We start from the raw sequence: 23,470 nt of genomic DNA on the forward strand, positions 1-23,470 counted from the left end.
ACTAACCCTCTATATTTATAAAATATGAAACCATTTTAATAAACTCATTAACAATAAATGTTGGCGTAGATCTTTCCCTTAGAGACTGTATATACCTATCAGCAAGTTCCAAGTCAACAATGCCGTTGCTTGTTCGCTTATCTAAGATATGCTCAAGTGTTTCATTGATATTATTTTCATTGTAATCAATAAAGTACGGATAATGGTAACCCAAATAATACATTGCATCATCCACATCTCTTTCAAGAATTAACTTTGCTCCAACACAGGCGGCAGTGAAACCCTTTGTGAATGGTTTATGACCATCGATTCCACGACGATTTCTGACAGCATAATGATATTGATAATTTGGCACTTGCTTAATCCAAGTATGCATCATATCCTTGCCACTTGTATCAACTTGATACACATCAATATACTCCAAAGCCCCATCAGTTATTTTGGCATTAACTCTTTCACCAAAATACGCAACTTTATTTTTTGGTTTCTCAACAGCTCCTCTAAGTTGTTCAATACGAGGATCAACATGGTGAGTTAACAGATGTACCATTTTGTGTGGAAATCTAGTGTTGTAGTCAATAAAAGCAGTAATTGATGCAGCCACCAAAACATCAATATAATCAATATGTTCTTGATTTACTTTAGCATCAACATAGTCAGCACAAATAATATTGCCATTATTTTTAAGGTTTAGCAAGTCATTAGCGGTGACGGTGGACATAAAACCTTTAGTTGCAAATATAATGCTATTTTGAATATTTTTATAATTATCAGTTATGCTAATATTAAGTTTACCAATCAATTTTTTTGGTAAGTTTTGTTGTATAATATCGCATAATTGAAAGCCTCTCATCACTGTAGAACCAGAATTTTTGAATTTACTATTAAAGACAAAAACTACTGCACTTATTACATTATTAACAGAGATGGAACTATAATTTTTAAGTACGTCCTTGTGGCTAAATTTACTAAAATAAATATTCTTTCGCCCATCACCTAAATAATCTGGCAAGGTTGTTGGTCTGAAATTATTTTTCCACATTAAAAAAGATAAACTCAATTGATCTCTTTTACTGTAAGTTTGGATATGTTCCCACCATTCCTCCATAAAAAGATTAAGCATAAGATTATTGTGTACTCTCCATATAAAAGAGCCTTCTGCAATCCCAGTATTGGAAGGCATGCCTTGTGCCACATATGCTTTTAATTGATTGATAACTTCTAGGGGTCTATGTCTTCTATGTGCAATAATGGTAGCAACCTCCCAAGCAACGTCATCTCTCTCTGGATGTTTCCACATCACAAAATTTTCAGACAATAGATAGCATTTAATTAATTCCTCTAAATTTCCATAAAAAAATGTATTAGCATCAACAAACAAAGATGCATCATATTCGCCTAAATATTTATGAGGAAGCACCTTAAATCTTTTTGCATTCAAGTTATCATCTTGATATTCCGAAGGCACAACAACCACCTTCCAATCCTTGTTATCGTGCAATCTATCAGAAAAACAAATGAAATCTACATCCTTAAAACAACAATTAATAGAAGGAAGTTCATCCCTATTGCCGTATAAAGATGTATATACACATATTTTTTTATTTATTTTTTTAAATAAATTATTAAGGTTAACATCAACATTCTGAAATAACTCTCTATTTTTATTATTTATTTTGGCATATGTAGGTTTCAAACCTACTGATTTTTTGGGGAAAGTCTTATTTTCCAATCCAGTCCAAAACCGATCATAAAACTCAAATGCTTTTGTATAATTGCCCTGCAACAAATAAAACAAAGCTACTTTTTCCACCCAATTTCTAACTGGGTAATCAAAATTTATTGAGTTTGTTGGTATAGCAACACCATGTGCAATTCCAAGATGAATTTCCCGAGATAGTCTTTCATCATTTAAGTACAGCTCCATTGCTTTGCACAATAAAGGATATACCAACCTATATTTTTCTACAGATAGCTTTTCCTTGCTATTTTTATTTCTTTTATGAATAATAGATTGATCACAATTGCTCAACAGACCAAAGCTATCAAGTATTTCAGCAATGGACTGATGATCTGGGAAAGTCAATCTACTCTCTTTTTTTCCATTTTGCACATAATGCACCAAAGCAGATTTATTTTTTCTTAATATATCTAAGTTATTTAATTTATAGAATAAATAAGAAAAATCATTGCTTGTGTCAAAGTTATACAAATCATTATATAGTATAGCATGACACGCGGGAGATTTTTTTGCAAAATCATACATTAATGAGTTGTAATTTCGAACATTACTCAGATAGAATTTTTCATCAAATTCTTGTAGCGAAACAATTTCCTTTGCAACATTCAATTGGTGATATGCATCAATAAACCTTCTAGAATCAGAAAACTGAACGTCCCCAAATAAAGTAATGAAATTAGATTTATTAAAAATATCATAATGCGGATTATTCAATCCAATCCTAAACGAAAACAACTTCTCCGATTCGTTACCTAGACAACCAAAAACTCGCTCTAAGGCGTGAGCCAATGAACCATCGCCACCTGTCGTGACCTGCTCTTGAGAATCAATAAACATTTTTTCTATGGTATAAAAGGATTTTATTAGAGGACACAAATGCTCTCCTTTAATCCAAAACATTGTACCTGCACTAAATGTTGTGTTTTCATCAAATTTTAATCCCAAAATATTTGTTAATTGTTCAACCTTTTTTGCATTTAAATACATCAATGCTTGCAATGAGCGAGCATATAAACCTGGATAGATAGCACTCCAGTGATTACTTGCAGAGTACTTATCCAAAAATCTAAAAACATCTTTATTAATTAAAGCATCAAAAATCATATCCCCCTGTACTTTTCGTTCTAGGGTTTTTATGTTTTTTGTCTGTAGTTTTAAAACTGCATTATACTCATCTAGCCTGTAATGTTTCACCACTTTTAAGAAGGGTAGTAAGTCCATACCTAAATTTTCACATTCGAGATAGAAAACATTATCCTTATCTTTTATTTGATCTTTTATGGTATTAAGGATACTTAACTGTCCTGTAATAAATAAATCAAACTGTTGTGTATTGAATTGCTCCAGTCTTTTATATATATTTTCCCAAACATCTAAATAAAAACAATGTACCACAATAGCAATTTTTTTGCTATTAGTATTCATTTCATGTCTTACAAATTTTATGAACGGGCTCTTTCTAAAATCTGTTCCAAACTTAATTGTATTTATTGGTGTTTTTGTAGTATATGTAGCCCTCATAAAGGTAAACTGATCCCTTTCGGAATCGGATATGTAATAATTCCACCAAACCTCATTTAGGTTACGTATAGATTCACTATTTTTACGTACAATAAAGGCATTTTCAAACAACCCATTGTTTTTGGGATAATTTAAATCTTGGTAGGCTTTAATAGCTTTGTCACAAACAGAATCATCTTCTTTACGATCGTTATTATTTGATGCCCTAACATGATTAATCTCATCATAAACGCAAGAACGTTTATAATGTGGGTATAAAGCTATATCATTTTCTTGGAGTGTTTCTGATACCAAAAATCTAATATCTGCCGTCTTTAGTTGTAAGGATGAATCAATATATAAAGAAAAATCATGTTCGGGTAAGTACTTATGAGCAAGAATCTTTGGTAATCTAGACTTTCTTCTTGAGCTTAACTTAGCATCCACATTATCCAGAACGCAAATTTTCCATTTTTCTGATTTTAAATATTTATTATCAGTAAACAGGATGTATTCAATTGTGGGGTCTTGAAAAACCGGTTCTTTAATAGACTCGTAATTACCAAAATTGCAAGTATAAACAACAATCTTTTTTAAAGAATCATTTTTAAAAAACCCAAGATTTTTTAGACAAAAATAAATACTTAAATGTACGCTATCCAATTGCACATTGGGATAAGAAATCAACTGACGATAAATATTTAATGCATCTGTATATTGTTGATTTGCATATAGTTCATTCGCTTTTTTTAAAAGTTCTGGCATTGTTAAACTAAAATACATAATTCAAAGTTCCATTCCACTTAGCAAACAGTAAGTTCAAAGTGTTTTCTATCATTTTCTCGGATTTAGAATAACATTTTGATTTTCTTCTAAATCTTGCTGTGAAATGCCTAATGAGACTATTATAGCCCTCTATGGTAAAAGTTTGAGCTTTGCTTGTCATATGTTTTGATTTTGGAATGACTTCAAGGTAAGATTTCCAGTAGTCACTACAAAACAGTTGAATGTTATGGATATTCAATTGATTGTAAAGCTGTTTAAAGGTGTTGGTGTCTCGTCTGCCACAAACAAAACCTAAGATTTGTTTTGTTGTTCTGTCAATGGCAACCCAAGTCCAGCAAGCGTTTTTTTATGCTTGGTGTAGCTATGAATCTCATCAAGCTCAACGATATCTATCGCTTGATTGCTATCTTGTTTAATTTGATGTTGTTCACCAAGTTTTTTAACCCATTGATAGACTGTGCCATAACTAATACCTAATATGCGACCAATTGAGCGAAAGCCCAAACCTTCTAGATACATATTGATTGCCATTTGCTTGGTTTCTTCGCTTTTATGATGCGTTGGTTTATGTACCGAAAAGTAATGATTGCAACCTTTGCACTTATAGCGTTGTCTGCCATTGTTAAAACCTGCTTTGACAAAGTGTTTGTGCTTACATTTAGGACAACTATCAAATGTTTCGTTCATTGGTTTTTACTCTATATGGTAAAGTATTGAGCTATTTTAACTTATGTATTTGTTTTTAACAATACCAAAGTTCTAAATAGTTTGACATTATAATAACTCCTCAAAATAAAATGATTTGGGGCTGTAGTAGATTACACAATGTGATATACTACAAATATGAAGATAACCCGTTGTAAACTAAGTAAAAAAGTACAGTTAAAACTGCTTGAATTTTTTGTAGCACAAGTTGCTGCTAGAACAGCAAGTGATTTGCTTGGTATTCAGCATAACTCATCAGCTTTATTTTACCACAAAATCTTAACTTGTGATAGAATACCATTTAGCCCAAGAAGCCAAAGAACTCTTTGACGGCGAGGTTGAACTAGATGAAAGTTACTTTGGTGGCGTTCGTAAAGGTAAGCGTGGTCGTGGTGCAGGTGGTAAAACAGCGGTGTTTGGTCTTTTAAAACGCAATGGTAAGGTTTATACTGTTGCTGTCAAAGATACCAAAACCAACACACTAATGCCAATTATCACAAGTAAAATCAAGCCTGACAGTATTGTTTATACTGACAACTATCGAAGTTACAATGCTCTCGATGTGAGTGATTTTAGACACTTTCGTATCAATCACTCAACAGAGTTTGCCAAAGACCGCAACCACATCAATGGCATTGAAAACTTCTGGTCACAAGCCAAGAGAGTTCTTAGAAAGTACAATGGCATTGACAAGAAAAACTTTCATCTTTTTATCAAAGAATGTGAGCTTAGGTTTAATTATGGTACACCATCTAATCAGCTTAAAGTGCTTAGAAAATGGTGTGGGATTTAGGCTTATCTACTACAGCCCCAATGATTTAATTAAAAATACACCATTTGTTCTCATGGGGTCAAATCGAATTTTTCTATCCAGATTCACACAAGATAAATCAAAGTTAAGCAAATTATGACCTTTACTAAGTGTTAATCTAACGGTTCTATTTTCAGAAACACTCTCTTCAGCTCTTTCATTAAAGCATATGATGGCTATATCATCATCAGTACTGTATATCATCATATCTCATAATTGAACTTTAAGTTTTGATAATAAACACTATCCTTATCCAACACTTTTTCATTTCTAGCCCAATAAATATCTTTTTTAACAATTTTTGCTGGATTGCCAGCAATCGCAACATTTTCTTCAGTAAAACGCTTGGTTACTACACTCATAGCTCCAACAACACAACCACTAGGGATAGTTGTTCTCTTACCAATATATGCAAACTCGCCAATCCAAACTCTATCGCCAATAAATACGCCTTCTGACTTATCTAGCCACTCACCTGTTTTTTTATCAAATATCAAATGAGGTAGCTCACCACAGCGAATAATAATATTTCTTGACATCAATACAGATGTTCCAATATAACATTTATTTCCACTATTATATAAAAATATTTCACAATTTGGTTCGCAAGATGTATGGTTGCCAATAACAAGTTCTGTATTGTCTGCCAATACATTCGAGCCTACAACAACATTCAAACCTTTATACATGCCTCTACCTATACGAATTTTATTATTGTTTCCATGTATGGTAATCTTAAAAGTAGAAGGAGTTGCCGCTTCATCAATATCAACAATATTGCCCACACCATAAATACGACCATCAATTTGTACATTATTGCCAATATTAACTATATTTTTGGTGTTGTCATACACAAACTTAGACATACATATCTCACAATATACTTATATAAACTTCGGTGCTTGCTCAAAAATCAACCCTTCTTTATCTTTGATTGATAAACTTATGGGTGCATCTATATTTGGCCACTCAATCCCGACTGTCCCATCATTCCACAACAAAGAATACTCATCGCCAGGATTGTAATAATCGGTGCATTTATAAACAAACTCCGCCGATTCACTTGTAACCAAAAAACCGTGTGCAAACCCTGGTGGCACCCACAACATTCTTTTATTATCAGCACTTAGATATTCACCTACCCATTTACCAAAGGTGGGAGAACTTTGACGCATATCCACCGCCACATCAAAGACTTCGCCCTTTACCACTCGCACCAATTTGCCCTGTGGTTTTTGGTGTTGATAGTGCAATCCACGCAAAATCCCCTTTGTAGAGCTGCTATGGTTATCTTGCACAAATTGATAATTCCCACAATGTTTTTCAAATTCAGACTGACGAAAAGTTTCCATAAAAAACCCTCGCTCATCGCCAAAAACTTTTGGTGTTAATAATACCACATCAGGAATGGCTAATTTTTGATATTCCATTTTGACCTACTTGAATAAACTAAGAATGTATTGACCATATTGCGTTTTTTTCAGAAGTTCGCCTTGTTTTCTAAGCTCATCATCACTAAGCCAACCGTTTCGCCAACCAATTTCTTCCAAACACGCCACTTTTAATCCTTGACGATGCTCAACAGTTTGCACATAGCTGCTGGCTTCTAGCAGCGAATCGTGCGTACCAGTATCTAGCCACGCAAAGCCACGCCCCAGCCGTTCCACACTAAGTTCACCCATATCAAGATAGGCATTATTAACTGAAGTAATTTCAAGCTCGCCTCTGTCAGACGGCTTAACATTTTTGGCAATTTCTACAACACGATTGTCATAAAAATACAGACCCGTTACCGCATAATTGGATTTTGGCTTGCTTGGCTTTTCTTCTAGAGAAATTGCCTTGCCCTGTTCGTCAAATTCTACCACACCAAAGCGTTCTGGGTCTTGTACCAAGTAACCAAACACGGTTGCCCCAGATTCTTGCTGACTGGCATTTTTTAAAAGCTCTGAGAAACTGTTGCCGTGAAAAATATTATCGCCCAGCACCAAACACACCGAATCTTGACCGATAAATTCTTCGCCCAAAATAAATGCCTGTGCCAAACCATCTGGGGACGGTTGTACCACATAGGAAAATTTTACACCAAACTGCTCGCCTGCACCAAGCAATTTTTGGTAACTTGGCAAATCGTCAGGGGTAGAAATAATCAAAATTTCTTTAATGCCTGCCAACATCAATACCGAAATCGGATAATAAATCATCGGCTTATCATAAATGGGTAATAGCTGCTTGGATACACCCATCGTAATTGGGTAAAGACGGGTACCCGAACCACCTGCCAATACAATACCTTTTCTCATCATTGCTCCACAAAATTAAAATTGATAAAAATACCACTCATCAAAAGTTAGCTGTAACTGATTTTGCCAAGTTGGCATTGTCAAGTCAAAAGTTTGTTCCAACTTGCTCACATTTAAACGAGAGTTTTTGGGGCGTTTGGCAGGTGTTGGATAGCTCTCGGTTGGAATGCCGTGAAAGTTTTCATCTTTTAATGCCAAATCCACGCCTGCATTTCTTGCCACCCTAAAAATCTCGTCTGCATACCCATACCAACTGGTTGTACCTTGTGGTGCTAGATGATATACGCCGCTCAATTTTGCTTTATTCTGACTTGCCAACATTTTAACAATGGCAATCGCACTGACATCAGCAATCAATCTGGCTGGGGTTGGCGAACCAATCTGGTCATTGACAACACTAAGACTTTCTTTACTTTGAGCCAACTTTATCATTGTTTTCATAAAGTTATGTCCCCGTGCCGCATACACCCAACTGGTGCGAAAAATCAGATAGTTCTGACAATTTTCTATAATGGCATTATCCCCCGCCAATTTGGACTGACCATATACCGACAAGGGGGCAACAGGGTCATCTTCTTGCCAAAACTTCTCGCCATCGCCTTTATAGACATAATCACTAGAATAATGAACCAAAAGAGCATTTTGTTTATGGACGATTGTTGCCAATGTTAATGGCAATTTTTCATTGATTAAAAAGGCCTGTTCTGGCTCAGACTCTGCTTTATCAACAGCCGTGTAGGCAGCGGCATTGACAATCACATCTGGCTTGATTGCCAAAAGTCGTTCCGACAATTCGTCCAAATTTGAAAAATCTACTTCTTTTCTACCAATCGCTACAACCTCGCCAATTGGCGACAAGGCTCGCACCAGCTCAAAACCGACTTGACCTGTGGGAGCCAACACCACAATCTTTTTCATTTGTGCCACCTTATTGCGTTTGGTAGGTGCGGTAACTACCGTCCAGAATTGCTTGCCACCAATCTTGATTGTCCAAGTACCATTGAACGGTTTTTCTAAGCCCAGACTCAAAGGTTTCTTGTGGTTTCCAGCCAAGCTCTCGCTCAATCTTACCAGCATCAATGGCGTACCTTACATCGTGTCCAGGTCGGTCGGTTACATAAGTAATCAAATCAGCATAATTTGCTATGCCAGCAGGTTTGTTGGGCGATAACTCCTCCAACAATACGCACAAAGTTTTAACCACCTCAATGTTCTGTTTTTCATTATGCCCACCAATATTGTAAGTTTCACCAATCTTACCCTTGGTTGCCACCTGCACCAATGCACGAGCATGATCTTCTACAAACAACCAATCACGAATTTGCTTGCCATCGCCATACACAGGCAACGGTTTTCCTGACAAAGCATTCAAAATCATTAAAGGAATGAGTTTTTCAGGAAAATGGTAAGGACCATAATTGTTAGAGCAGTTAGTCACAATTGTTGGCAATCCAAAAGTACGAAGCCACGCCCTTACCAAGTGGTCAGAGCTTGCCTTACTGGCTGAATAAGGCGAGCTGGGTGCATAAGGCGTGGTTTCGGTAAACAAATCGTCTGTACCGTGCAAATCGCCATACACTTCATCAGTTGAAATGTGATGAAAACGAAAAACGGATTTTTTATCATCACTTAAATCAGACCAATAGGCACGAGCCACTTCCAGTAAAGCATAAGTGCCAACAATGTTGGTTTGTATAAATTCATTAGGACCATTGATAGAGCGGTCAACGTGACTCTCTGCTGCCAAGTGCATTACCACATCTGGCTGGTATTTGGTAAAAATTTCCGTAATTTTATTTTTATCACAAATATCTGCTTGCTCAAAATGGTAGCGGTTATTACTTTCCACCGATTTTAAAGACATCAAATTGCCTGCATAGGTCAATTTATCCACATTCACCACTTGATAATCGGTATCGTCAATCAGATGACGAACAACAGCAGAGCCAATAAAGCCTGCTCCGCCTGTTACCAAAAATACTTTTGACATTGCATACCCCCTTTATTTTTTGTTAAACCCAACAATCTCTTTGCCCAACCTTACAGGCAAATCAATGGCACTTTTAGGAGACTTCAACCCCTCCACCAGCGTTTTACCCAGTCGATAGGATAGATGTTTTTTTACTTTCTCCGCCTCGTGAGCATCTTGATAGTCTTCTATCGCTGGCAGCTCATCAGAGGGTTTGTGTTTTTGAAACTCACGATACTCTTTTGCCAACGCTAATGGCAATACCGCCAAATCTTTGGCAGATTTTGAGTGACTGACCATAGTCGCCCCAAGACGATAAGGCAAATCTTCTTTTACCCTATCTGCCGCTCCATAATATACAGGTTTGGCAGGTTCTTGCTTTTGAGATTTTAATCTCTGATTCTCAAGATAATATCTTTCAAGCTCTTCTTGGGTCTGATGAAGCTGTTTAATTAATAAATCATTCTCTTGTTTGATTTGCAGTGAAAACTGATTCGCATTTAATAACTCTTGTTTATTAGTCAACTGTTTTTCTAAACTCTTAACCTTCTCTTGTTCTTGACGTAGCAAATCTGATGACTTTTTATTCTCAAGATAATATTTTTCAAGCTCTGCTTGTGTTTGGTGCAATTGCTCAATCATCAGTGAGTTTTCTTGCCGGTTAACCATTAACTTGCTCTGAATTTCTTGCTCAGCATCCATTTGTAGTAATTTTTTTTGCTTGCTCGCTGTCTCTTTGAGTAAATCTAACGTACTACCAATCTGAGCCCGACTAACAAGTGGTATATCTGCCAAGTTTTGAAGTCTATTAAACATTTGATGTATATCATCACTAGAAGCAAGCACTTCACGAATCAAGAAATCTAATGTCAGAGAATCTGCTAGTGAAACATCATCTTGCAACGTGGGCAATTCTTCACTACCTGAAGAAAATTCAATTTGAGTAATTTTAGCAACAGAATGAACATAATCTTTTGCCGAATCCAATACCTGTTCACCATTAACAAGCAGACAGCGATTCTTATTTTTTTGATAAAAGTTAATTAAAGCTTGATTATACTCAAACCAATCTTTTGTTTTTTCATCGATAACTGATTGTTCCAACTGCTGGACTTCAACGTCATTAAGCAGGTGCTTTAAAATAACATCGGGCTTATCATAAGTTAAGACAAAAACCATGTCTTCGTCGAAATTAGCCCAATACTCTAACAGGCTAATAGCATTAGAGTCTGCCCAGCCCCATAATGACTGTTCATCATTTGCCATAATCAAGTCAAAAGCTAGACTATCCCATATTTTTTTAGGCTTTTTTTGAACATAAGAACTTTCTGATTGAGCATGACGAACTACAAGGGTTTTTTGGTTTTTTGAGAGTCTACTAGCGGCTGATCTCTGTTGTCGAGTTGATAACGCTTCTTGTGGCGCTGATATGGCAACACTACCAATTTTGATATTAATGTCTTGTGGTGTCATACTGTAAGCTTTGGAAGGCAATGCCTTTGCCATTCCACAAAAATTTAATATTTCTTCTAATTTTTGATAATTAGAATACTGATGACCAACAATCAAAACCTTGCTCATAAGAAACCCAATAATTAAACAAGTAAAATATTTCTATAATAACAAATAAACACCTGTTTTTCAACAGATGTTTATTAATCTCTTACACTAATCAACGCTTCTTACGCTGAATCGCATGAATGGCTCGACCATCTGCCGACAGTACCGCCTCATGCACCGCCTCTGATACGGTTGGGTGAGCGAATGTCATGAGTTGTAGGTCTTCTACGCTAGACACAAATTCAAGGGCAATCATGCCTTGATGTACGATGTCGCCAGCACCCACGCCCACCATGTGTAAGCCTAGCAAGCGGTCAGTCTTAGCATCAGCCACGACTTTAATCACACCCACACCTTCGCCCTGTGCTAAGGCACGACCGTTGGCGGATAGGTTGAATGAGCCTGTTTTAACTTCATGCCCTTTGGCTTTTGCTTGCTCTTCGGTCAAGCCTACCCACGCAATCTCAGGGTGCGTATAAATCACGCTGATGATAGTATCGTAGTTTACTTGGGCTTTTTCGCCATGAATGCATTCTACCGCCATCATGCCTTCTTCCATCGCTTTGTGAGCAAGCATCGGGCCACGCACCAAGTCGCCAATGGCATATACGCCATCTAGGTTGGTTTTGCATTGGTCATCTACCGCCACAAGCCCACGCTCGGTAAGCTCAATACCACAGCCGTCAGCCAATAAGCCTTCGCTATACGCACGGCGACCCACGCAGACGATAAGTTTGTCAAAGGTTTCGGTTTTGGTTTCGCCTTTAACATCGGTAGTAACTACCACTTCACCATTAACCACCTCAGCGTTGGTAACTTTGGTATCCACACGAATGTCGAGACCTTGTTTTTTAAGCAGTTTACCCGCTTCTTTAGCAATGTCTTTATCGGCAACTGCCAAAAATTCTGGCATGGCTTCGTACACAACCACTTCCGAACCCAAGCGACGCCATACAGAGCCAAGCTCCAAGCCAATCACGCCAGCACCGATAACGCCAAGACGTTTTGGGGCTTCTTTAAATTCTAAAGCACCCGTGCTATCCACGATAAATTCGCCGTCAGTTTTGGCAACAGGGATTTCAATTGGCACAGAACCTGCCGCCAAAATCACATATTTGGCAGTAATCGTGGTCTCGGCACCGTCATGAGCGGTAAATTTGACTTGTTTTTCGGCTGATTTACCGTCAAGCAAAGTACCCACGCCTTGTAGCCAGTCCACGCCATTGCCTTTTAGTAGACCTGCCACGCCTGCGGTCAAGCCTTTGACAATGCTGTCTTTGCGTTCTAGCATTTTTGATACATCAATCGCCACATCGCCTGTGGTAATGCCGTGTTCGGCAAGTTCATGGCGAGTTGCTTCGTAGCGGTGTGAGCTGTCAAGCAAGGCTTTTGACGGGATACAGCCCACGTTTAGGCAAGTACCGCCAAGAGCAGGTTCGCCTTTGTGAATGCGTTTTTCAATACAAGCGGTGCTAAACCCAAGTTGGGCGGCACGAATGGCAGCTTCATAGCCACCAGGCCCGCCACCGATAACCACTAAATCATATGAATTTTTCATCATTATTCTCTCTTATTTTAAAAATAAAATGCCCACCCTTTGAGCAGGCATTTTTTGACAAATTACAAGTCTAGCAATAGACGTGCTGGGTCTTCGATAAGCTCTTTAATCGTTACCAAGAATTGTACCGCATCTTTACCGTCAATCAAACGGTGGTCATAAGACAGAGCCAGATACATCATTGGTAGGATAACCACTTGACCATTGACCGCCATAGGACGCTCATTGATAGCGTGCATACCTAGAATAGCGGTTTGTGGTGGATTGATGATTGGGGTAGATAGAAGAGAACCGAACACACCACCGTTAGTAATGGTGAACGTACCGCCCGTCATCTCGTCAATAGACAATTTGCCTTCACGGGCTTTAATGGCATAATCACGAATACCGCCTTCAATGTCGGCAAGACCCATGCTGTCGGTATCACGAAGGACAGGCACAACCAAACCACGGTCGCTTGACACCGCCACGCCCACATCATAGTAGCCATGATATACAATGTCATCGCCGTCAATAGAGGCATTGACCGCAGGGAAACGCTTCAACGCTTCGGTAGCTGCTTTTACAAATAGCGACATAAAGCCCAATTTTACGCCATGACGTTTTTCAAATTGGTCTTTGTATTTGGCACGCAAGTCCATGAGTGGCTTCATGTTTACTTCATTGAAAGTAGTAAGCATGGCGGTTTCTTGGGTGGCAGATAGTAGACGCTCAGCGATACGCTTACGCAGACGAGTCATTGGCTCACGTTTTTCAATACGTTGACCGATGGCAGTAGCGATAACTTGACCGTTGTCAGCTTTCAATGTTGGGTTAATCATGTCTGATTTGGTAACACGACCGCCACGACCTGAGCCTTGTACGTCTGCTGGATTTACGCCTGTTTCTTTGGCGGCTTTACGCACGGCAGGGCTTTGGTCTTTAAAGTCGCCTTCGGCTTCGGCTTTTGGCTGTACAGGAGCGGCAACGCTGGCTGGGTCAATGGTGGTGCCTTTGTCAGCTTCTTCTTTTGGTAATTCTGCTTTTGGTGTGGCGGTTGCACCTGCTTCAAAAGTAGCAATCACTTCGGCAGACAATACGGTGCTGTCCACGCCTTTGGTGATGCTGGTGATTACGCCGTCATCAGGGGCAACAACTTCTAACACAACTTTGTCAGTTTCAATCTCGGCAAGCAGTTGGTCGCGGGCAACTTGGTCACCTTCGGCAACGTGCCATTCTACGATTGTGCCGTCTTGTACCGATTCTGGGAATACTGGGGCTTTGATTTCAGCCATGATAAACTCCAAGTTTACTTAAATTTAAAAATTAAAAATAGAAATAAGCACACAAGTCGCCCTGTGTGCTGTCAAATTACAACTGTTCCACGCTCACGTTCAACGCCTGTGCAATCAAGGCTTTTTGTTGGGCGTTGTGGATTTTTGGCGAACCTGTCGCAGGGGCTGCCGCCGCAGGACGACCTGACGCAGGTAGCAGTTTGGCTTTACCTTCTGTCAAGCGGTGTAGCTCTGGCAATAGGTAGTACCACGCACCTTGGTTAAGTGGCTCTTCTTGCGTCCACATCACTTGTTCTAGGTTTGGATACTTAGCAAGCTCCGCCAAGATACGCTCTTCTGGCAATGGATAAAGCTGTTCAATACGCACAATTGCCACATCCGTGATACCAAGTTTACGGCGGGTTTCCAATAGGTCGTAATAAACTTTACCACCACAAAGTACCAAACGCACCACTTTATCATTGTCTAGCTTGTCAATCTCAGGCAGCACACTTTCAAATTTACCAGTTGCCAATTCATCAAGCTGAGACGTGGCAAGCGGATGACGAAGTAGCGACTTGGGCGACATGACGATGAGTGGCTTACGAGCTTTTTGTACCACTTGACGGCGTAGAGCGTGGAAAATCTGAGCAGGAGTCGTTGGGGTGATGACCTGCATATTGTCCTCAGCACATAGCTGTAAGAAACGCTCCAAACGAGCTGATGAATGCTCAGGGCCTTGACCCTCAAAGCCGTGTGGCAATAGCATGGTCAAACCTGATAGACGTTGCCATTTGGTTTCGCCAGAGCAGATAAATTGGTCAATCACCACCTGAGCTCCGTTAGCAAAGTCGCCAAACTGAGCTTCCCACACAATCAGAGCATTTGGCACGGTGGTAGAATAGCCATATTCAAAGGCAAGCACTGCTTCTTCTGATAGCAGTGAGTTGTAGGTAGCAAAACGAGCTTGCCCCTCACGAATGTGCTGTAATGGGATATATAGACTGGCATCTTTTTGGCTGTACAGCTCGCTATGACGGTGTGAGAATGTCCCACGACCCACGTCCTCGCCTGTGATACGCACAAGCGAACCTTCGTCCACAAGCGATGCGTATGCCAATGTTTCGGCAGCACCCCAGTTTAGGGGTTCTTGCCCTGTTTGCATGGCAAGGCGTTGTTCTAACACTTTGGCAACTTGACGTTGTAATTCAAAACCTTCTGGCACTTTTGCCATGGCTTGTGCGTAGGATTTTAGTTTTTCAACAGGTACGCCAGTTTTGACATCATCGGTTAAGCCATGACCCACATAAGGCGACCAATCCACAAACAAGCTGGTATCAGGCTCTTTGGCAAGTCCGTGAGCCACGTCCTCGCCATTGTCTAGGGCGATACGATAGGCATCATCAATCTCATTTGCCTGCTCGGCAGTTAGCACGCCCTCGCTAACCAATTTTTGGGCGTATTGGGTGCGAGTGGTTGGCAATTTTTTGATGACTTGATACATGAGTGGCTGAGTCGCTGACGGCTCGTCTGATTCGTTGTGTCCGTTACGGCGATAGCAGACAATGTCAAGCACGACATCACGACCGAATTCGGTGCGATAATCTAGCACAAGCTGGCTTGCGAACACCACCGCCTCTGGGTCATCGCCATTGACGTGCAGGACAGGGGCATGTACCATTTTGGCAACGTCCGTGCAGTACTCAGTTGAGCGAGCATCATCAGGGCGAGACGTGGTAAAGCCTACTTGGTTGTTGATGACGATATGCACCGTACCGCCTGTTTTGTAGGCACGGGTTTGCGACATCTGAAAAGTCTCTTGGTTGACGCCTTGACCTGCAAACGCCGCATCGCCGTGTACCACGATAGGTAGTACCGTGCTGTTGTCAATATCATAGCCATAAGCCTCACTACGGCGGGCTTGACGAGCACGCACCGAGCCTAGCATAACAGGAGAGACGATTTCTAAGTGAGACGGGTTAAATGCCAAGGCAAGGTGCATCTCACCGCCCTTGGTAACCACGTTTGAGCTAAATCCATTGTGGTATTTCACATCGCCCGAACCAACTGTTGGCTGAACTTTACCGTCAAATTCATCAAACAACACAGACGGATTTTTACCCATGATATTGACAAGTAGATTCAAGCGACCACGGTGAGCCATACCAATCACCACTTCTTTGGCGCCATAGGTTCCCACACGCTGAATCATCTCATGCACGGCAGGAATGAAGCTCTCGCCCCCTTCTAGACCAAAACGCTTAACGCCTGTATATTTACGAGCTAGGTATTTTTCTAAGCCTTCGGCGGCGGTCAAACGGTCAAGGATTTCAAGTTTTTTGTCTTTGCTAAATTGAATATAACCTTCGTTAGACTCAATATAATTTTCAATCCACTTTTTCTCAGTGGCGGTAAAGACGTGCATGTATTCGTAGCCAATGCTACCGCAATAGATACGCTCACAAGTCTCAATAATCTCACGCAAGGTCGCTTCAGACTTGCCAATGCTCATCAGACTGGTAGAAAATACCGTGTCAAGGTCAGCCTCAGACAAGCCATGATAAGCCAAGGTCAAATCCTCAATGCCATCACGCTTTTGCAATCCCAATGGGTCAATCTTGGCTTTACGGTGTCCACGACGGCGATAGGCACTGATAAGCTGTTGCACCGCCATGTGTTTTGGGTTGCCCTGACCGCCTGTGCTGGGTGCTGACACCACGGGGCGAGCGTTGGTTTGGTTGCGAGCTAGAAGCAAGAACTGCTCTTTAATGGCGTTGTGTGGAGCATCGCCTGCTTGCTCATAATCAGCAAAATACTTTTGCCAATCTTCGCTCACGTTTGCCTTATCCGCCAAATACTCTTCGTACAAGGCTTCAATGTACGCTGCACCGTCCGCTGTCAATTCGGTGCTTTGGTAAGCCACCGTGTCTTTGCTACTTTTTGTCATAATTTGCCACTCTTGGTAAATGATAATTTTTGATTGATTTTTTAAATTATTTCATAAAAAACCAGTCAAAATGTCCGATTTTGCAAAAAATAAATTTATCTTGTATAGTTTACGCCATTTAGCCCAAGATGACAAGTTGCAATGGTTTTAAAAATGTGAACAGACCTTAATTTTTAACAAAAACCGCCTATTTATACCAATTCAACTTCATTTTAAAATTTTTAATTAACCATTTTAAAATTTTAATCATAATAAAAATCCAAATTATAAATGGCGGCGGTCTAAAAATATACTGAGCCAAATTTTCATTTACCATAAAGCTATCCACAATCAAAATTGTAAAATTCAATCGCTTTACGGGAGTAAATTGCAATTTACCCCTATGGCTTACAGATAGTTTATATATCTATTTTTAAGTTGATTAAGTATAAATAAATATTGACTATATTTATTTACACAAACAAAAAAAACCCCACCAAACGGCAGGGCTTTGATAAGGCAAGCGGTTAGCCTGCCGCATCAAGTAGCATATTACGGATATGACCGATAGCCTTAGTAGGGTTTAGACCCTTAGGGCAGACAGATACGCAGTTCATGATACCACGGCAACGGAACAAGCTAAATGGGTCATCTAGGCGAGCCAGACGGGCTTGGGTGTCGGTATCACGGCTGTCAATGATAAAGCGGTAGCCGTTGAGTAGAGCTGACGGCCCCAAGAACTTGTCTGGGTTCCACCAAAATGACGGACAAGACGTAGAACAGCACGCACACAAGATACACTCATACAAGCCATTCATCTTCTCACGGTCTTCTGGCGACTGCAAACGCTCTTTTGGCGGAGCAGGTTGTGAGTTGATTAGGAATGGGTGAACTTTTTCGTACTGGGCGTAGAATTGGTTCATGTCCACCACCAAGTCCTTGATGACTGGCAAACCTGGTAGGGGGCGAACGATGATTTTCTCAGGCAAGGTGTTCATGTTGATAAGACACGCCAAGCCGTTTTTGCCGTTGATGTTCATACCGTCCGAGCCACAGATACCCTCACGGCATGAACGGCGGAATGTCAAGGTTTCGTCCTGTTTTTTTAGGCGTAGTAGCACGTCTAGTAGCATACGGTCTGAGTCCAACAGCTCAATCTCGTAGCTTTGCATATAGGGGGCTTTGTCTTTGTCTGGGTCGTAGCGATAAATCTCTACAATGCGTTTGCCTCGACTCATGGGTTTCTCCATTGGGAATTTGGGATTTTTAACTGTTTTTGTTAAAAAAGACCTAATTTAAATTTGAAATGATACATTTTGCCAATTCATCTGTATAAGTTGGGCTTTTACACCCAACTTAGATAATTTGTCAAAATTAGAACGTACGCACTCGTGGCTCACAGTAGTCCACAGTCAAAGGCTTTTTGCGTACAGGCTTATACACCACACGGTTGCCCTCAGAGTACCAAAGCGTGTGCTTCATCCACTCATGGTCGTTACGTCCTAGTGGGGCATAGCTGTCATCTTCTGGCTTTTCATAATCCAGCACGCTGTGAGCCCCACGGCATTCATGACGCAAAGACGCTGATAGCATGGTCGCTTTTGCCACTTCGTAAAGGTTCGCAACTTCCAACGCCTCAATACGAGCGGTGTTAAAGACGGCTGATTTGTCTTTTAGGTGGATTTGGGCAACTTTTGGAGCCAGTGCCATGATTTTTTCTACGCCTTCGTCCATGAGTGCTTGCGTACGGAACACGCCAGCGTGAGACTGCATGATGTTACGAATTTCATCGGCAACTTCTTGGGCGTTGTAGCCTTCGGTAGAGTTTTGTAGCTTATCAAGACGAGACTGAGTAAAGTCTAGCACTCGTGGGTCAAGTGGCTTATAACTGCGGTCTGATTTGGCAAATTCGTCTAGGATATGCTGACCTGCCGCACGACCAAACACCACCAAGTCAAGCAGTGAGTTCGTGCCTAGACGGTTTGCACCGTGTACTGACACGCACGCACATTCGCCAATGGCGTACAAGCCTTTGACCACACGACCTTCGGTATATAGACCTTGTTCGTCCACATGACCGTCTAGCACAGGCACGGTTACTTGACCGTGAATGTTGGTTGGGATACCGCCCATCATGTAGTGAATGGTAGGCACGACAGGCACGGCTTCTTTGGCGATGTCCACGTTAGCAAAGTTATGGCTAATCTCAAACACAGACGGCAAACGCTTCATCAAGGTGTCTAACCCCAAATGCGTCATGTCCATCAAAATGTAGTCGCCATTAGGGCCACAGCCACGACCTTCTTTGATTTCTTGGTCCATAGAACGAGAGACGAAATCACGGGGGGCTAAGTCTTTTAGTGTCGGTGCATAACGCTCCATGAACGGCTCGCCATGCTTGTTACGCAAAATCGCACCTTCACCACGACAGCCTTCGGTCAAAAGCACACCCGCTCCTGCCACGCCTGTGGGGTGAAATTGCCAAAATTCCATGTCTTGCAAAGGAATGCCTGCACGCACCGCCATGCCCAAGCCGTCCCCTGTGTTGATGTAGGCGTTGGTTGACGCACGGAAAATACGCCCTGCACCGCCTGTTGCCAGTACGGTTGTTTGGGCTTGGAATACTGAGATATTGCCTGTTTCTTGGTCAAGGGCAATCACGCCATTGATGTTGCCGTCAGCATCCTTGATAAGGTCAAGGGCAATCCACTCCACAAAAAACTGCGTGCCTTTTTCTAGGTTCTTTTGGTAAAGGGTGTGCAAAAGAGCGTGTCCTGTACGGTCGGCTGCCGCACACGCACGGGGAACAGGTTTTGCTCCGTATTCGGCAGAGTGTCCACCAAACGGACGCTGATAAATCGTGCCGTCTGCGTTACGGTCAAACGGCATACCCATGTGTTCTAGTTCGTACACGACTTTTGGGGCTTCACGGCACATATATTCAATGGCGTCTTGGTCGCCCAGCCAGTCAGAGCCTTTAACGGTGTCATAAAAGTGAAAATGCCAGTTGTCAGGACTCATGTTGCCCAAAGACGCACCGATACCCCCTTGGGCGGCAACAGTGTGGCTACGGGTTGGGAATACTTTGGTCAAAACGGCAACTTTCATACCGCCTTCAACGAGCTGTAAAGACGCTCTCATACCTGAACCGCCACCGCCAACGATGACCGCATCAAAGTTTAGCGTGGGGATATTTTCAATCGGTTTTTCTGGTGCTAATGCCATACTATTTTTCCTATCAATGTCTTATAAAAGTGTGATTTACCAAAAAATCATCACGCCCCAAAATAGGTACGCCAAAATGGCAACGATGACCACGCCTTGTAGAGCAATACGCAGTCCTGACGATTTGACATAGTCGGTAAATACCGTCCACATACCCACCCATGCGTGAAATACGAGCGATAAAATCGCCACAAGGCTAAATAATTTCATGGGCAAGCTCATCATAAAGCCATGCCATGCTTGATAATCCACTTGATTAAATAGGAAAAATCCTACCAACACCACAGAATAAAGGGCAAGCACCACCGCACTAATACGTTGTAGCACCCAATCACGAGAGCCTGAACCTGTGAGACCCGTGGCACTTTTAATGCCTGAATTGTTTCTTTTCATTAGAACATCACCCACACAAAGGACGCAATAATCAAGGCAAATGCGATAACAAAGCTCACAATCGCCGCCGTCTTACCTGATTTGAACTCTTCGTTCATGCCAAGGTCAGCAAGTAAGTGCTTGATTCCCATGACAAAATGGTAAGCGGTCGCCGCCACAAAAATCCACGCCACAAACCTAAGGGCGATATTATTTAGCACCGTCTCAAACCCTTCTGGCGATGACAGTGATGTCTGTAAAATACACAGCATGACAGGCACAAGCAAAAACAGCACAATGCCTGATACACGGTGCAAAATAGAAGCCATAGCGATTGGGGACTTTGAGTTTACCGCAATCACTTGGCTTAGGGGTAAGTTAATCGGTCGGTTATCTTTCACGAGCGGGCGTCCTTATCAAAATGAGCCGTACAAAACGAACAAGACGGCAAGGAGAGCTGGCTTTTTGGGTGATTTTTGCCACAATTAAAATACAAAACGGCCTTTCAATTGTAAAATTAAAAACTTAAAATATCGGTTTTGGTTTTATCCGCCAAATCTGATGAGTTACTCTACATAAGTCGGCATGAGCATCATGAATATTATATAGAAAGATATTTTAAATTTTTAAACGCAAAAAATCACACCGTCAGGCTGTCTTTAAAAATAAGAAGTCTGAACACAGCGTTAAATCAATGTCGCTTGTGTCACGCAGTGTCAGCGTGCCAAGCAACCATGCAAAAGCCATCAGGCTTAAACACGTCGCTACTTTTACTTTTACAAATCATTAAAAACCTTTAATCTTTTAAAAACTTTGCCCAAACAGTACATTTGAGAGTATTTATCGGTAAAATTTCACAGACTTTTACCAAACTTTTTGTGAAATTATCACAAAACTTATCACAAAATTTATCAAATGTCGTGTTACCCTATTGACAATGAAATTGATTATCGTTTTTTAAAATGACCTGCCAAGTTAAACAGATAAATTATAAAACGCTTGAACAAATTTTACAAACAAAATTACAACTTTTATGTAACTGACGTCAAATTTTTTGCCAAAATTTTAACCAATTTGACGATAATATTGTTACAAAATATGTCAAAAAATCCGTATGATGGCTAAGGTTTTTACGATTTGGACGGTCAGAGCAGGATAAGCTTAGGCAAAAAAGTGAATGAGTGTAAGGGTTTGGGGGATTAATTACAATTTTTTAAGGAATTTATCATGCTAGGGCTTGTAAGTTTGGCAAAGTTTTTGTATCATCATGATACTTGATGGCGATGATGAGCAATATGCCTTTGCTTTGGCAAACGGACGCACGTTGCAAGGAATTCAGCGACCAACAAGACCAAGGACATCATGCTCGGCTACCTGCCAGCATGCAAATTCACAATGCCAAATTAGCCCAAACCAAGCAGGATAAGGCTTTTGGGTCAGGATTTAGGCACCATTAAATTAAGGTTATTATTATGACACAACAAGTGAAATTAGTCGTTGATGGCACGGAATATGAAATGCCAGTCCTAGAATCTACCTTGGGTCGCCCTGTACTAGACGTGACCGCGGTCAATAAAGCAGGTTTTTGGACGTATGACCCTGGTTTCATGGCAACTGCCCCCGTAGAATCTGCCCTAACTTATATCGATGGCGACAAAGGTGAGCTTTTGCACCGTGGTTATGCCATTGATGAGCTTGCGGACAACGCTGACTACCTAGAAGTCTGCTACGCCCTACTCTATGGCGACCTACCAAACGCCGAACAAAAAGACAAATTCTACACACGCATCAATGAGCACATGGCAGTGCATGACCAACTGCGTAAGTTCTTTGAAGGTTTCCGCCGTGACGCTCACCCGATGGCGATTATGATTGGTGTGGTCGGTGCATTGTCTGCCTTCTATCACAACCATCTAGACATCTCTGACGCTGACCACCGTGATGACACGGCTGTGGATTTGATTGCCAAGGTGCCAACCCTTGCCGCCATGAGCTACAAATACTCTATCGGTCAGCCATTCATGTATCCACGCAAAGATTTTAGCTATGCTGAAAACTTCCTATACATGATGTTCGCAACACCCGGTGATGTGGACTACAAACCAAATCCTGTGCTAGTCAAAGCGATGGATAAAATCTTTACCCTACACGCTGACCACGAACAAAACGCATCGACTTCTACTGTACGTCTAGCAGGCTCAACAGGTGCCAACCCATACGCCTGTATCGCATCAGGTATCGCCGCTCTATGGGGGCCATCACACGGTGGTGCCAACGAAGCAGTACTTACCATGCTAGATGAGATTGGTTCGGTTGAGAACGTTGCTCCGTTCATGGAAAAAGTTAAGACCAAAGAAGCCAAACTCATGGGCTTTGGGCACCGTGTTTATAAGAACTTTGATCCACGTGCCAAAGTCATGAAAGAGACCTGTGATGAAGTGTTAGGTGCCTTGGGCGTGAATGACCCCAAACTACAACTAGCGATGGAACTAGAAAAAATCGCTCTGTCTGACCAATACTTCATCGACCGTAAACTCTATCCAAACGTAGACTTCTACTCTGGCATCATCCTAAAAGCCATTGGCATCCCAACGTCCATGTTCACTGTTATCTTTGCCCTAGCTCGTACCGCAGGCTGGATTGCTCACTGGACAGAAATGCACTCAGAAGCATTCAAAATCGGTCGTCCACGTCAGCGTTATGTGGGTGAAAAACACCGTGCTTTTGTTAAAGTTGAAGACCGCAAATAATCCTGTCTTTT

Annotated in this window: 17 protein-coding genes and 1 pseudogene; 3 read left to right on the plus strand and 15 right to left on the minus strand. The window is 41.2% G+C overall.

The window, feature by feature from the left end; all coding sequences use genetic code 11:
• Window position 1: 1 nt before the first annotated feature.
• Both DX073_RS06430 and DX073_RS06435 read right to left on the minus strand, forming a co-directional pair.
• The gene (locus DX073_RS06430) at window positions 2-4,006 is read right to left on the minus strand and encodes a glycosyltransferase domain-containing protein (RefSeq protein WP_181814385.1); all 4,005 of its coding nucleotides are present in this window, start codon (window positions 4,004-4,006) and stop codon (window positions 2-4) included.
• Between the two features lie 7 nt (window positions 4,007-4,013).
• A protein-coding gene (locus DX073_RS06435; RefSeq protein WP_228707437.1) for an IS1 family transposase occupies window positions 4,014-4,714 on the minus strand; the annotation gives its coding sequence in 2 pieces (ribosomal slippage) (window positions 4,014-4,366 and window positions 4,366-4,714; 702 coding nt in all).
• 156 nt (window positions 4,715-4,870) lie between these two features.
• Here DX073_RS06435 and DX073_RS06440 point away from each other — a divergent pair.
• A pseudogene (locus tag DX073_RS06440) lies at window positions 4,871-5,525 on the plus strand (IS1595 family transposase).
• A 221-nt stretch (window positions 5,526-5,746) separates the two neighbouring features.
• Here the strand turns inward: DX073_RS06440 and DX073_RS06450 are convergent.
• The 13 genes from DX073_RS06450 to sdhC form a co-directional block, all read right to left on the minus strand.
• Window positions 5,747-6,409, minus strand: coding sequence for an acyltransferase (locus DX073_RS06450; protein ID WP_115006739.1), 663 nt, complete (start codon window positions 6,407-6,409; stop codon window positions 5,747-5,749).
• Between the two features lie 18 nt (window positions 6,410-6,427).
• Window positions 6,428-6,973 carry a dTDP-4-dehydrorhamnose 3,5-epimerase gene (gene rfbC, locus DX073_RS06455; protein ID WP_115006741.1) on the minus strand — a complete coding sequence of 182 codons (546 nt, stop codon included), beginning with the start codon at window positions 6,971-6,973 and terminating at the stop codon, window positions 6,428-6,430.
• A 6-nt stretch (window positions 6,974-6,979) separates the two neighbouring features.
• The gene (gene rfbA, locus DX073_RS06460; protein WP_115006743.1) at window positions 6,980-7,849 is read right to left on the minus strand and encodes a glucose-1-phosphate thymidylyltransferase RfbA; all 870 of its coding nucleotides are present in this window, start codon (window positions 7,847-7,849) and stop codon (window positions 6,980-6,982) included.
• 12 nt (window positions 7,850-7,861) lie between these two features.
• Window positions 7,862-8,764, minus strand: coding sequence for a dTDP-4-dehydrorhamnose reductase (gene rfbD / locus DX073_RS06465; RefSeq protein ID WP_115006745.1), 903 nt, complete (start codon window positions 8,762-8,764; stop codon window positions 7,862-7,864).
• Window positions 8,765-8,774: 10 nt separating this feature from the next.
• Window positions 8,775-9,836 (minus strand): dTDP-glucose 4,6-dehydratase, encoded by a 1,062-nt coding sequence (rfbB, locus tag DX073_RS06470; protein ID WP_115006748.1) that lies wholly within the window; start codon window positions 9,834-9,836, stop codon window positions 8,775-8,777.
• A 12-nt stretch (window positions 9,837-9,848) separates the two neighbouring features.
• Complete coding sequence (locus DX073_RS06475; RefSeq protein ID WP_115006750.1) at window positions 9,849-11,396, minus strand: SH3 domain-containing protein; 1,548 nt, start codon at window positions 11,394-11,396, stop codon at window positions 9,849-9,851.
• Between the two features lie 91 nt (window positions 11,397-11,487).
• The gene (gene lpdA, locus DX073_RS06480) at window positions 11,488-12,933 is read right to left on the minus strand and encodes a dihydrolipoyl dehydrogenase (RefSeq protein WP_115007534.1); all 1,446 of its coding nucleotides are present in this window, start codon (window positions 12,931-12,933) and stop codon (window positions 11,488-11,490) included.
• 62 nt (window positions 12,934-12,995) lie between these two features.
• Entirely contained in the window at window positions 12,996-14,207 is a 1,212-nt protein-coding gene (odhB, locus tag DX073_RS06485) for a 2-oxoglutarate dehydrogenase complex dihydrolipoyllysine-residue succinyltransferase (RefSeq protein ID WP_115006752.1), read from the minus strand.
• A 76-nt stretch (window positions 14,208-14,283) separates the two neighbouring features.
• Window positions 14,284-17,133 carry a 2-oxoglutarate dehydrogenase E1 component gene (locus DX073_RS06490; protein WP_115006754.1) on the minus strand — a complete coding sequence of 950 codons (2,850 nt, stop codon included), beginning with the start codon at window positions 17,131-17,133 and terminating at the stop codon, window positions 14,284-14,286.
• A gap of 506 nt (window positions 17,134-17,639) precedes the next feature.
• Entirely contained in the window at window positions 17,640-18,350 is a 711-nt protein-coding gene (locus DX073_RS06500) for a succinate dehydrogenase iron-sulfur subunit (RefSeq protein ID WP_115006758.1), read from the minus strand.
• 136 nt (window positions 18,351-18,486) lie between these two features.
• Window positions 18,487-20,337 carry a succinate dehydrogenase flavoprotein subunit gene (gene sdhA / locus DX073_RS06505; protein WP_115006760.1) on the minus strand — a complete coding sequence of 617 codons (1,851 nt, stop codon included), beginning with the start codon at window positions 20,335-20,337 and terminating at the stop codon, window positions 18,487-18,489.
• Between the two features lie 36 nt (window positions 20,338-20,373).
• A complete protein-coding gene (sdhD, locus tag DX073_RS06510) occupies window positions 20,374-20,730 on the minus strand; it encodes a succinate dehydrogenase, hydrophobic membrane anchor protein (RefSeq protein WP_029103419.1) in 357 nt (118 codons plus the stop codon).
• On the minus strand, window positions 20,730-21,110 hold the full coding sequence (sdhC, locus tag DX073_RS06515; RefSeq protein WP_115006762.1) for a succinate dehydrogenase, cytochrome b556 subunit: 381 nt from the start codon (window positions 21,108-21,110) through the stop codon (window positions 20,730-20,732). The genes sdhD and sdhC overlap by 1 nt, the downstream gene beginning before the upstream one ends.
• Window positions 21,111-21,986: 876 nt before the next feature.
• Here sdhC and DX073_RS14285 point away from each other — a divergent pair.
• Window positions 21,987-22,166, plus strand: coding sequence for a hypothetical protein (locus DX073_RS14285; protein WP_029103421.1), 180 nt, complete (start codon window positions 21,987-21,989; stop codon window positions 22,164-22,166).
• 15 nt (window positions 22,167-22,181) lie between these two features.
• The gene (gene gltA / locus DX073_RS06525) at window positions 22,182-23,459 is read left to right on the plus strand and encodes a citrate synthase (RefSeq protein ID WP_115006764.1); all 1,278 of its coding nucleotides are present in this window, start codon (window positions 22,182-22,184) and stop codon (window positions 23,457-23,459) included.
• Window positions 23,460-23,470 lie beyond the last annotated feature (11 nt).

Source organism: Moraxella lacunata, from assembly GCF_900453205.1.
Lineage (GTDB): Bacteria > Pseudomonadota > Gammaproteobacteria > Pseudomonadales > Moraxellaceae > Moraxella > Moraxella lacunata_B.